Origin of the sequence: Mesomycoplasma ovipneumoniae (assembly GCF_035918255.1) — a bacterium.
Classification (GTDB): domain Bacteria; phylum Bacillota_I; class Bacilli_A; order Mycoplasmatales; family Metamycoplasmataceae; genus Mesomycoplasma; species Mesomycoplasma ovipneumoniae_A.
Window position 1 is genome coordinate 702,045 of the sequence record NZ_CP142136.1, and the last position, 13,755, is coordinate 715,799.

The 13,755-nt window shown below is 27.7% G+C and carries 7 protein-coding genes; 5 read left to right on the forward strand and 2 right to left on the reverse strand.

Annotated elements, in window-relative coordinates:
• Positions 1-263: 263 nt before the first annotated feature.
• The 5 genes from efp (at position 264) to U3G01_RS02480 (ending at position 7,631) form a co-directional block, all read left to right on the forward strand.
• Complete coding sequence (gene efp / locus U3G01_RS02460) at positions 264-827, forward strand: elongation factor P (RefSeq protein ID WP_010320807.1); 564 nt, start codon at positions 264-266, stop codon at positions 825-827.
• 1 nt (position 828) lies between these two features.
• Positions 829-2,748: a transketolase gene (locus U3G01_RS02465; RefSeq protein WP_255030728.1), complete on the forward strand. Its 1,920-nt coding sequence runs from the start codon at positions 829-831 to the stop codon at positions 2,746-2,748.
• A 592-nt stretch (positions 2,749-3,340) separates the two neighbouring features.
• Complete coding sequence (locus U3G01_RS02470) at positions 3,341-3,880, forward strand: hypothetical protein (protein WP_255030726.1); 540 nt, start codon at positions 3,341-3,343, stop codon at positions 3,878-3,880.
• Positions 3,881-3,992: 112 nt separating this feature from the next.
• Positions 3,993-4,907 carry a hypothetical protein gene (locus U3G01_RS02475; protein ID WP_255030725.1) on the forward strand — a complete coding sequence of 305 codons (915 nt, stop codon included), beginning with the start codon at positions 3,993-3,995 and terminating at the stop codon, positions 4,905-4,907.
• Positions 4,908-5,498: 591 nt separating this feature from the next.
• Positions 5,499-7,631, forward strand: a complete 2,133-nt coding sequence (locus U3G01_RS02480; RefSeq protein ID WP_255030724.1) for a hypothetical protein — start codon at positions 5,499-5,501, stop codon at positions 7,629-7,631.
• A gap of 122 nt (positions 7,632-7,753) precedes the next feature.
• Here U3G01_RS02480 and U3G01_RS02485 read toward each other — a convergent pair whose 3' ends face one another.
• Both U3G01_RS02485 and U3G01_RS02490 read right to left on the reverse strand, forming a co-directional pair.
• Positions 7,754-10,633 carry a P110/LppT family adhesin N-terminal domain gene (locus U3G01_RS02485; RefSeq protein ID WP_255030723.1) on the reverse strand — a complete coding sequence of 960 codons (2,880 nt, stop codon included), beginning with the start codon at positions 10,631-10,633 and terminating at the stop codon, positions 7,754-7,756.
• A gap of 22 nt (positions 10,634-10,655) precedes the next feature.
• On the reverse strand, positions 10,656-13,547 hold the full coding sequence (locus U3G01_RS02490; protein WP_255030722.1) for a P97 family adhesin: 2,892 nt from the start codon (positions 13,545-13,547) through the stop codon (positions 10,656-10,658).
• Positions 13,548-13,755: the final 208 nt, after the last annotated feature.

Below are 13,755 nucleotides of genomic sequence, written 5' to 3' on the forward strand. Positions count from 1 at the left end.
TAATTGATTTTTAATTTAAAATATCATTAAAAATCAATTAAAAAGACTAAACAGACAAATTTTTCCCCGCTTTTCTAGTCAGGTTTATATTCAACCAAATTTTGAAAAAACACACTTAAAAAGCACATAAATTACTAAACTTGATTTTATAGTGTTTTTTGCTGTTTTAAATTTAACATACTTTATATTTTTAAATTTAATCACTTTCTAAAATGCAATTTTATGGTATAATTGCTATTATTTCAAGTTTAGGAGGCGGTAAGATGATTAATGTTAATGAATTTCGACCTGGAATCACCTTTGAATTTGAAGGTGAAATTTTTGTCGTAATTTCAGCTCAACATTCAAAACAAGGTCGCGGACAAGCGAACGTAAAAGCAAAAGTTAAAAATCTTCGCTCAGGATCTACCACTATCAAAACATTTTCAGGTGGTGAAAGAGTTCAAAAAGCTCGTATTGACAAAATTACAATGGTTTTTCTTTATAATGAAGGTCAAAATAGTGTTTTGATGGATGATTCAACTTATGAGCAAATTAGTATTGATAATGAAAAAATAGCCTGAGAACTCAATTTTTTATCTGAAGGTGTTAAGGTAAAATTGCGTAAATTTAATGATGAAATTTTAGATATTGAACTTCCGCCAAAAATTGAATTAAAAGTTGCCTCAACATTTGATGCCGTAAAAGGTAACACAACAACAAATCCGACAAAAAGAGCAACATTAGAAACTGGTTTTGAAATTGATGTTCCTTTATTTATTAAAGAAGACGAAATTATAGTTGTCTCAACTGAAGAAGGAAAATATGTTTCAAGAGGAGGACAATAAAATGATTAAAGACACTAAAATAACTAACGCAGCAGAATTGGAAACAAAAGAAAAAGTTAAGAAATTCAACAAAAAGTTTAAATATCTTGAAGAATTAGGTGTAAATTCCTTAAGAATTCACAGTAACGAAGCAATAAATAAGGCAAATTCTGGTCACCCTGGTGTTGCAATTAGTGCTTCAAAAATGGTTTATGCACTTTTTCGTGATCATATAAATTTTGACATCAGTGATCCAAACTGAATTAATCGCGACCGTTTTGTTTTGTCTGCAGGTCATGCATCTTCGCTTTATTATTCACTTTTATATAGTTTAGGTTTATTAAAAAAAGAAGATCTTGAGAATTTTCGGCAAAAAAATTCAAAAACACCTGGACATCCAGAATACGGTCACACTGTTGGAATTGAGGCAACAACTGGTCCGCTTGGTCAAGGAATTGCAATGGCCGTTGGAATTGCCCTTGCTCAGTCGCATTTAAATGCAAAATTCAAAGAAATTAACCACTACACATATGTAATTTGCGGCGATGGCGATCTTCAGGAGGGAATTTCCTATGAGTCACTTTCACTAGCTGGACACTTAAAACTTAAAAATTTCATTGTTTTGTATGACTCAAATGATATTCAACTTGACTCGCCAGTAAGCGTTGTTTTTAGCGAAAATATGAAACAACGAATTGAATCTCAAGGTTTATTTTACCAATTGGTGCCAAAAGATGATGTAAAATTGATTTCCAGGGCAATTTCCAAAGCAAAAGCTTCCCGAAGACCAAGTTTTATTGAAATCAAAACTGTTATTGGTCAAGGTTCAACTAAACAAAACACTACCGAAGTTCACGGTGCCCCGCTAGGAAATGACATTGTTAATTTAAAGAAAAATCTTAAATGAAAACACGAAGAAAATTTTTATCTTGACCCAGAAATTAGTGCTCATTGGCAAAAAACACTTGTAAAAAGAACTCAAGCTAAAAAAGAAGCCTTTAAAATTTCTCCAGAACTTGAAGAATTTTTACAAAAAGGTCAAAATATTAATTTGGAAATTGATTTAGACCTTCCTAAAAACCAGGCAACCCGTGCAACATCAGCATTAGTTCTTGATTATATTTCCAAAAATGTTCCTTATTGAATCGGTGGATCAGCTGATTTATCAGTTTCAACAAAAGCAAAAGGTTCAGATGGTTATTTTAGTGACCAAAATTATCAAGGTCGAAACTTAATGTTTGGAGTTCGTGAATTTGCAATGAGTGCAATTGCAAACGGAATTGCCCTTCATTCAGTTTTACGTCCTTTTGTTTCAACATTTTTTGTGTTTGCTGACTATTTAAAACCTGCCTTAAGACTCTCATCATTAATGAAATTGCCAGTAACTTACATTTTTACTCACGACTCGTTAATGGTTGGCGAAGATGGACCGACCCACCAGCCAATTGAACAACTTGCAATGCTTAGATCAGTTCCTAATTTTGCTGTCTATCGTCCTGGTGATGAAAATGAACTAAAAGGAGCTTACGAACTTGCTCTTGAAAGCAAAGATAAACCTTGTGCAATAATTTTAACTCGCCAAAATATCAAATCATTTACTGAATCAAAAGATAATTTCAAATTTGGAGCCTACTTAGCTCAAAAAAGCAAATCCAAATGAGCAATTATTGCCACCGGTAGTGAGTTAGGGCTGGCAAAAGAAGTCGCTCAAGAATTAGACCTCAATTTAATATCATTATCAAATTGACAAAACACACCAATTTGAGATCCAAATTTTGCAATTTCACTCGAGTTAGCTTCTACTTTTGGTTGAAAAGCACATGCAAAATACAATTTTGGTCATGATACCTTTGGAATGTCAGCGCCAGCAGAACACATTCTTGATGAGATTGGATTTCGAAGTAAAGATCTTGTTGAAAAAATTAAAAAAATTATTGCCTAATTTTTTTAATTAGTATATTAATTTACCAGCAATCTCGTTTTTATTTTGTTTGAATTTTGAAAAATTCTAATAAAAAATTAGTTTTTTAGACTTGAAAAATAATTTTAAATAACAATTTAATAAGAAAAACAAACCTGATGGTAAAAAAAATTGCATTATCTACAATAGATTTTTTCCAAACAATTATTTCCTTAGGTTAATTAATAAAATGAACTTTTGGTCAAGAACTGAAAAATTTCTAAATCTTAAAATACCAAAAAAATTTTCAATAATCCCGATTTTATCAAATCTTGTGTATTTTTGACTTTTTTATTATTTAGTTTATCGGTTGAACCCCAACAAGAAAAGAAGGCATTATTTTTTTCTTGTTTTACTTTACTTAATAAGCTACCCGTTTCCTTTTTTTGTGCTTGTTTCGGTACTGAGTTTAAGTCATAATGGTGATTTTTTAAGATTTTTTTATTTGAAAATTTTTAACAAGTATTTTTTAATGCATTTGTTTGAAATAATTACTTACTTAATTTTTTATTTCCCTTATTCATATGTTTGTAGTTTTTTACAAAAAATGTTCAGTTTTTATTTAACAAAAAAAGTGAAACAAAAATTAGGCGGGCTAAATCCAGAAAATAAATTCGACTTTTTAGCTAACTTTGATTATGATAAATATTATAAATTTGCATGTAAAAGAGAACTTTATTCACGTTATTTTGAACAGCAAAATTGATATAAGCCTGATCAAAATGTTGAAAATATTATTAAGTCAATAAAGAATAGCAACTGATACACCGAAGGCTATGTAGCCAGATATTATTCTCATATAATCTTGCAAATTTTTTTGTTTAATTCTGAAAATTCAGAATTAAAAATAAATCAAAAAAAGTGAAAATATTTTTTAATAATCTATTTTATTTTTACAACACTACATTTTATATTTTCATGATACTCTATATGACTGTTTTTTGGATATGGTCTTTGAAGCAAGTCAAATACTGAGGATCTTTATAAAGAACTTTTTGAAAGTGGAGTCGTTTTTGTTATAGCATTAATGTTTGCTGGGATGGGGTTTACTTTTATTCCTAGACTTCTTTATCATCCAAAGACGTGAGTAACATATTGACTATTTGAAAGTTAAAAATTACTTTAATTGAGTTTTAAGCGACTTAAAAAAGGCAAATTATAAGTAAGTCAATATAGTTTTTAGACTTTTTATATAAATTACGCTACTTTATTCAAGGAAATTTAAAATGCATTTTTGATCAACAGTTGAAAAATTTCTAAATCTTAAAATACCAAAAGAATTTTCAAAAATGCCGTTTTTGACTAATGCTTTGTATTTTAGACTTTTTTCTTTTTTAGTTTTTAAATTTAATCCTAATAAGCAAAAAAAGCATTATTTTTTACTTGCATTACTTTACTTAATAAGTTTTTCGCTACCTTTTTTTGTAGTTGTTTTAACATTAATTTTAAGTCCTAATATTGATTTTTTAAGGGCACCATATCTTAAAATTTTTAATAATTATTTGATTACACTGGCTTTTGAAATAAGCACTTATTTAATTTTTTATATTCCATACACGTATTTTTGTGGGTTTTTGCAAAAAGTATTCCATTTTTATTTAGCAAAAAAAGTAAAACAAAAATTAGGTAGGCTAAACCCGCAAAATAAATTTGATTTTTTAACTGACCTTGATTATAATAAATATTATGAATTTGCTTTAGGGCGTGTAACTTACTTTAGATCTGGGGTAAGTAAAACTGATAAAAAAGATCCTAACAAAATAATACAAAATATTCTCGCAACATTTGAAAGTAGAGTTGACATATTTATTCCTGGTAGAATTTTTTCTAGATATTATGCCCAAATAGTTTTGCAAGTTTTTTTATTTAATAGTCAACACCAAACATTAAAAATTGATGAAAAATACTGAAAAGTTTTTCTTTTTATCCATTTTATATACTTTGTTATTGATTATGGTTTACTTTTATTCATATTTTGATTAGGCGTTGAATTTTTTAGAGCCACTATAATAGTTGATCTTGAATTTAAAAGATTTTTATTGTTTGCTTCATTCCCCCATATTGTTCAACTTGCTTTTTTTATAATTGTATATTCTATAAAACCTTTGGGCTATGATGCCATTTTTAAAAGTATGAACTAATGATTCTAAAAATAAGGCGATAAATTAGCCTTTTTTTGTTTTTAGTTTAGATTTATTTTATCTTTATAAATAATTCTTGGACAATTCAAAAAAGTAAAAAATTAAGCTAGAAATGCTAAAAAAGTTAAAAAAATAACCGTAAATAATGTATAATAAATAAAATAATCGAATTATCTCTATAATTTATTTGATTTATCGAAAAAATTGCAACTCTAATTAAAAAAATAATCTAAATGATGTAATAGATGATCACAATTAATGGTCTTGAAACATTTCATTTTTTTAATATTAAAAAATAAAAAAACATATTTATAATCAAGGAACTTATGGAAAATACTAAAGACATTTTAACACACACACACACACACAGAGAGAGAGAGAGAGAGAGAGAGAGAGAGAGAGCAAGGTGAACTTGCTCTTCAATTAGAATTTTATAACACATATCTTCCAAGAGTTGATAAAAATCTTTCAATTGATCAAATCCAAAATTATTATACAGACGGAATTATTAATGGAAATATTTTAGAATTTAAGGTAAAAATTAATAGTTTAAATGCCGTTTTGTTTCAGACAATAAAATATTTATCAAGAATGAGAATTAAAGGAATCCCAGTTCCTAAGAATATTCTTTTAATTTCATTTAGTAAATTTAGTAAAAGGCAAGCATATATTTATAATTCCAGTGACTTTTTAGAACACATTGAAAAAGTTTATATTGGTGCTGCGAGTACTAATAATAATGAATTCCATACAGATAAAAAACCAAAAGAATTAGATCTAAATTCAGGCGCTGATCAAGAAAAATTAATAGCTCTGCTCAAAGAAAAACACTACACCAAAATAAATATCGATGAAAACTGTATTGTCGGCTGAGCTAATAAATTTTTTAGCGAAAATCCTGGAAAAACTAAACAAGATTTTATCGGCGATAATACAGGAAAAACTAGAACTCTAGGCGAAATTCGTGATCCTAATATTTTTGCTAAATATATAAATCCTTATAAAAAAGATTCCAATGTTCGCTTTGAGTATTTAATGGATCAGTTAAATACAAAAATCCAGCAAAAAAATTTAGGAGCCTTTTATACGCCAAAACCTTATGTAATTAAAGCTTATGAATTACTTCGAGCAGCAATTTCAGAAGTTCCTGAAGGGAACGACTATATAATTTTAGACCGCTGTGCTGGTACAGGAAATTTAGAAAAATGGCTAACAAAGGAAGAATTAAGGCATGTTGTTGTCTCGACTTACGAGTACTATGAGTATAAAGTTTTGGTTGAGCTATTAGGAGACAAAGTAAGACATATTATCCCGCCAATTGAATATGATAACACTTTTCAGCAAGGTTTTGTAAACGGAGCTAATGCACTCAGCAAAGAATATATTAAAAATGAAATACTAATTCAATATATTAATAATCCTAAATGTTCAATAATTGTTTTTGAAAATCCGCCTTATGTTGAGCCAACCTCAATGGAACAGCAAAAACTTAAAACAGCAAAAGAATCGCGCGAAAGTTGACAAAACTATTATGTGGTTCAACAAATAAAAAAAGATAATGACCTCAAAGCTAGTCAATTGAATGAATTAGCTAATTATTTTATTTTATCCGCGTTTAAATATTATATTCGCCAAAAAGGCGATGCTCTGATCGTTTTTAGTCCGGTAAAATATTTTAAATGACAACATATTGTCAATCGCAAAATTGGTGGCGGTTTTGGATTTAACAGAAAACATTTTCACGCAGGCCAAGATTTTGTCTCTTGTATTTGGTGAAAATTTGAAAAAAAAGAATTTAATCAAATCGAAGTTGAAGTATTTGACATTGATACAATAACTGACGAGCTTATTTTTATCAACAAAGTAAAAATAAAAAAAGTTCATGCCTTACTTAGCCAAAGTATTTATAAATACAAAAAAGCAGATCCCCAAAGAGTAGATTCAGATTTGGCCCTTGCATGTGATTATAACGGACTTTTTACAAAAAAATCAGGAAAAAGTTTAAGAGGATTACCAAGAAATTTAGATGATCCAAATTTTATCGGGTATATTCAAACAAAAAGTTTTTCACTTCATTTTGGATCAAGCGCTTTAATACGAGCTAAAAGTTACGATGAAAATGGGTTTTGAATTAACAAAAATAATTTTCTTGTTGGTTTAATTGCTTTTAGCAGTGCTATTTATAAAACAATTGATAACGATTGAGCAAAAAATTATTTAGCAAAAACCGGCGATGGGTTTGATCGTTTTTTATTAGATCTAAAAACCCAAACAAGACTAAAACAATTTTTACTTAAAAATTTATTTTTTGTTTCCTTAACAAATTTAAATCATATTCGAAGTCTTGAGGATCCCAAAAATAAAGACAAAATTTATTTAAACGACTTATGCCTTGATAATTTAAATCAAAAGCCAACATTAGCGCTAAATACATTAAAAAATTATAATCGCAGCCCTGAAGAATTAGAAATTGAAAATTTATGATTTAGCATTCTTAAACAGGCAAGCAAAACTAGAAATTACCGCCCTGATTTTAAATATGGTTTGTACCAAATTATTGAAGAACTAAACACAAAAACACTAATAGGCAGCACAAAATCAAATAAATATCTTTACGACTATCCAGAATTAAACGGTAATATTGAGGTTATCAAACAAATGCTTAAAAAATATTATCTTGAAGAAATTGCTCCTATTTTATTTGAATATGAATTTTTAAAATAGTTATTTCTTTAAAAATAAGTATTAATTTTTTAGTACCTCAAAAATTTAAGGAATTTTATTTTGAGGTAAAATTATAAAAAAACCCCGTTTTTACGAAGTTTTTTTATAACACAAATTTGTGACTAGACATACTCAGATCTAAATTGTTCAAAAAGTTCTTTATATTTTTTATCACTTTCTGGTTTGTCAAATAAAACAAAACCTTTAAAGGTGATTCCAGTTTCAGATCTTGAAAATTGTTTGTCAATAGCTTTTTGATTTTCGGATTTAGTGGTTCCGAAAGTAAAACCTTTGCCAAAATTCAATTTTGCACCAGTTGGTATTTCGCGACTTCAGGTGAAAATCGGTTCTTTAGCATCATCAGATTCGCTAGAATAAAGCTTCATATTCATAACTGATTTGTTATCTTTTTTTTCAATATCCACACCTAAAATAATAGTAGATGTAGAATTATTAAGAAAATCATGAAGTAATGAGTGAGGATTTTTTGGCTCAATTTCCAAACTAGGCTGAAGTCCTCCATCCATTACAATTAATTCAGATTTAAATTTACCGTTATATGTTGTTTGAAATCCTTGTTTTTCGTCATCAAAATTTATACCATGGCTTGGCTTGGGTTTAGGTTTAGGAACAAAATCAGCACCAATTTTAAAAACATCCTCGACAAATAGTTCCTTCTCAATAAGTAAGTTAAAATTATTTTCATCTTCGCCTGTTTTTAACAAAAAGTATTGGAGAACGTCTAGCTTTGGTAATTTATTTGGTTTAAAAGCGTAAAAGAAGGAAATACCGTTATCCAATTTTAAATCGGCATTATTATTTGCACTTTCCAAGGAAATTCCACCTTCGGCTAGATAAATACCTTGTTCTTGGTTATCTACATGAACTTTTTCTTTTGATTTATCTGATGGGGCTTCGTTTGCATTAAATTTAAAATTTGGATTATTAACAGCTGAAATTGATTTTAAAACTTGCTGATTCTGACCATTTAAAGATTGGTCTTCTGTTACAACGTTAGTTTTTCAATCTAAAAATAGGTGAGTTTTTACGCTATCAGAAAAAGATCGATAAAGTTTATTATCTTTATTTACATTATCAAGTCCAATTTTTAAATTTTTTTCAATTCCGCTAGGGGTTTTAATCTTAAGATTTATTCCATAGGTCTCATCTTGAAAAGCTGCGGAAATATACAAAGAAGTATCTTCAGGAAAATCAGCTTTTTCAAGATTTTCAAAAAGTTTTCTTAGATAATCACCTAAAGATTGTTGACTTGGAGGAGTAGTTGTATCTAGAGTTGGATCTGGGCTTGGAGAAGGAGTTGCGCTTGGGGATGAAGAATCATTTGTATCAGTTGATGTATCTTGAAATAATACGGGTAAAGCGCTAACATTTGTAGCAACAGCTGAAGGTGTGGTTGAACCTTCAGTGGTCTGATCAGTGCTTGAAGTTATTGGAGTTTGATTAATTTTATTATTTTTTGTTGCAAAAAAATTAAGAACATCGAAAAAAGGGCTTAGCTCACTTGTTATATTTTTTATATTGTAAGCTCGATTTAAAAAAGGTTTGATTCTATCATCAATTGTTGAAGCAAAAACTGTAATTGGCAAATCTTTCTTGATTTTAAAACTTAAATTGTCAATATTTTCTGATCCTTGTTGATCAAAACTCTCAATTGCATTTTTAAAATATGCACCATAAATTTCTTCAGCTGCATCAAATTCTAGTTCAAAATTAAAGGTATAATTGTTATTTTCATCAAGTTTTAAACCTAAAGGAAGTGATATTTCATCACTAAAATTACCTTCAAGATTTAGTCCAATATTGACAATATTAGAATTTTTAGGGTTATTTTTGTTTTCTTTTACTAAAAAAGCGACACTTTTTGGAGTAAAATTAGGAATTAAATTTTTAATTTCTTCTAGAAATGTTTCATTTTCACTTGTATTTGAACTTGAATTTGCAGTAAATCAAGAATTAAACTGCTCAAGATTTAAATTTTGAGGGTTTTGAGCAAAATATTCCGATAAATTAAGGTTGTTTTGTGCTAAATATTTAGAAATAGCTGTGTTAAATTTATAATTTTTTTTAAAAATTTCTAAAAATTCAGAAGATTTTTTTTGGTCGGTCTTCTTAGGTATATCAACAAAGTTAAGTGTTAATTTGCTACTTTTTTGTGTTTTTTTATCAAATAAACTTAATGATAAATCGATTTTATTATTAACATCATCAATATTTGTAAAAATTAATTTTTCTTGTTGCAAATCAGGTTTTATTTCAAAATTGGAAGGAAAAACAAAAATTGGTTCAGAATTTATGTTAAAAGAAATTCCGCCAAATTTAGAAAATGTCGCAAATAATGCTGAACTTGAATTTTTTGTTTGTTTAAAATTTTTACTAAATTCATTATAAAACAAAATCGCAATTTCAGTTGCGGTTTTTCCTTCTAAAAAATCTTGATTTAGAAGACTAATTGATGCGCTCAAATTTTCAGCTGAAAAATTAAAGGTTTTATCATGATCTGAAAAATCTAAGTCAAAACTTGCAGTATAATTTATACTTTTGCTAGAATTTGAAACAGTAACAGCAAGATTTTTTATTTTATTTGACTCGATTTTTATTTCAGATTGACTCCTAGGAATAACCAATCTGAAATTTAGGTCTGGATATTTTTGACTAATTTGACTAAAATCAATCGCGTTATTTAGGTCAAAATTGTATGCATTATCAAAATGCAAATTCAGTGCATCAAAAGCGCTTAATTTTTTAGCAAATTTTGACTTAAGTTTTAAATTAGCAACTAGATTGTCAAATTCAGACGAGTTAAATTCTGAATTAACATTTAGATTTTTAGCATTAGCTAGTTTCTCGTCAAATTCCGATAATTTTGAATTATAATTTTTTGACTTTAAGGAGATTAAATAAGGAACGCTTGCAGAAATACTAACAACCGTGCTAATTCCAATAATTGCAAAAATTATATGATTTATTCTAATCTTTTTCATAATAATTTCCTTTATAAATTTATTATTTTTCTAATAGAGAGCTTGTATGCTCAATGATAATAACGCGGATAGGTTGACTTGAGAAATTTTGAGGATTATTTTTATCATAAATATATAAAAATAAATTATATTGAACTTGGTTTCCCAGCTTAGAATCAATTTTCTCAATTACGCCGCTAATGTCACTGTCGGTAGTTTGGGATGTTGTATCTGTTGCATCTGTTTGACTCTGTTTTGCTTGTTTTATTGCATAAAAGCCTAAATCTTTATGTTCTGAGGCAAAATAACTGCTAAAAGGTAGTTTTTTTACTTCATTATCAACAGATACTGGCTGGTTTTCCTTTATTGAGGTAGCAACTTTGATTTGAGATTCAAAATCCTTAAAATCTTGATTGGATAAGAAAACTATTTGTGAAATTGATGGAAAAGTTGAGGCAATTTCATCTAATTTATCAACTTCATCACTTAAAAGTTTATTTTCAGGATTGATTTTTAGATCAATTTCTGATTTTTTGGTTTGATAAATAACGCTAACTAGATCGCCGTTTTTATCAACTGGACCAATATTATATCAATATTTAATTTTTAAATTTTGGTCATTTGACTTTTCTAAACCATCGACATTTGTTAAATTAGGTTCCAGGCTAAATTGAATTTTGTAATCAAAATCATTACCAAAATTACCAGTAAAAAGTTTTTGGTTCTTTTGTTTTGAATAAGCTAATGAATAAAAAGTTACAAGAAAATCGGTGAGATTTTCAATATTATTTTTATTATTTGGCTGTGAAAAATTAGGTTTACTGATTTGTTTTGATTGTAATTCGATCTGTTTTATAAAATATTCAAGACTAATGGATGAATTTGTTTTCATCAAATTAAGAGTATTTTTAAACTCATTACTAATGTAAAAACCATTTTCAAGAGGTTTATTAGAATCTAAAAAACCATAGTTAAATGAAAAAAGTCAAACTGTTGGCTCAGAATTATCACCAATTTGACCACGCGGTTTTGCTGTAGGTTTAATTTTAATTTCACTTAATTTTTTAAATAATTCATTAATATTAAAATTTTCTGGCCAGTTTGTTGCAGAATCTATTAATTTAAAATGTTTAAGAAAATCAAACCAATATTTTGCGACAAAACTAATGTCTTGTTTTGATAAAGATGACAAAAATTGTGAAATTTTCTCGTCAGTATTAAAATAATTAGAAAAAATTGATGTTATACCTTTAGAAGCTGCATCATCAACATTTGAGTTTTTAATTAAATCTTCAACAGTTGGTAAATTATAGCTATCAACCATTGATTTTAGTTGGGTTTCGTCAAATTTAAAACCATAATAACGAGAATTTTCAAGAACTTTCTTTAATTTATCGAAATTATTTGCCCCAATTAGCGCCAATATTTCATCTTTTGGAATTCCTTTTTGACTATTTTTTGGAACAGATTCTTGGGCCTGTGGTTGAATAACCAAATTATTCTTGTTAATTGAAGCTGCAAAATCAGGATCATTTTGAACTAATATCTCAAAATTTTTAATACTTTGAGAAAATCTTTTTGTAGCGATAATTTTATCGTTTCTTTTATCTTTTATAACAATATCGCCATTAATTTGTGCAACAACATTGTTATCTTTAAAATCTAAATTGACTTGTTCAGAATCTAGTTTTATTTGAAGATCTAAAAATTTTGAAATTTGGTTAAAATTTAAATTTGCTAGTTTATTTTGGAATCTAATTTTTGATATTAGTGGTGTTTTGACAATTTTTTCAATAAGTGAATTAAGAAAATCTGCGCGCTTTTCCTTGGTTGCAAAAATTTCATTATTATAGTAATTTAGAAAATGTCATCCTGTAATTGAAGTCAAATTATTTTGACTAAAATTATTTATTGCATAATAATCATTATCAGAAAATTCACTTAAGACAATATCATCACTAATTGAATTATCAAGAAAAGAATTGTCTAAATTGAGTTGAGTAGTGAGGAAAAATTTGGAATCCTTGTTAAAATCAGCGCTAATTTCCTTTGAAAAATCAGAAGAAAACTGGGCAACAAAGGTCAGTTTATAAACGCCTGGGGTGGCTGTTTTTACTAAATATTGATCAGCAATAATTTGATCTTTTACCAAATTTATATTATAGCGAGGCTTTTTAATACCACTTTCAGATTCAAAATAAAAGCTTTTATTTCTAAAAATTTGCGAAATTGTTTCATCAAGGTTAAAATATTTGTTAATAATTTGTCTAGCCTGATTGTCATCTTTTGCGCTATTAACTTCTTTTTGAAAATCTTCAACTGAAATTAACTTTGTCAATTCTTTTTTAAATGAAAAATTAAACTCACTATTTGTGTAAGGTCTTAATTTCTTGAGTTGGTCTTCTGAGAAAGTTGAAAAATTAGAAAGTGAATAATCTGGAACATAATTATAAGCAACTTTTTGTTTAAATAAGTCAGAATTAGCTGTTTTATCATCGTCTAATTTTTGTAAAACTCGCCAATAAACCTCGAATGATTGGTCATTATCATCAGGTTTAATATCAAAAATTTCCAGTTTGAAGGGTTTTCAATTATAATCGTTTGAAAAATCAATGGGAATGCTGGCATTATTAATTTGATAAAAATCAAAAAAATCTGTTAAATCAATGTTAGATTTTTTGGTGTTATCATCATTTAAAAGTTTCTTTTTTAGATCTAAATAGTCTGAATTAGCATTTAAATATTTATCCTTTATACTAATGAAAGAAATTGATTTTGCTTGGTTTTGCACATCAATTCGGGGGTTTTTTAATTCTAAATTTGCAAAAACAACTAGCGGAGCACCAATAATTACCCCTCCAGCAATAGTGCTTAGCCCTAAAAGAAAAATATTTTTTTTAGTTAGTAGTTTTTTAGTGATTGTACTTTTCGACACACTTTCCTCCTAAGTATTGTATAAAAAATTTTAACAAAAAAAAAAAAAAGGAAATACATTCATAAAATAAGTTAATAAATAAGCATTTTAGTGGTAAAACTTTTTCTAAATTTTTAAAATAATCGTTTTATTATAGGTAAGAATTTGCGAGCCGATAGCTTCAAAAGTGCAAAAAAATTCCTACAACAATAAGAATTTTTTTTGATAA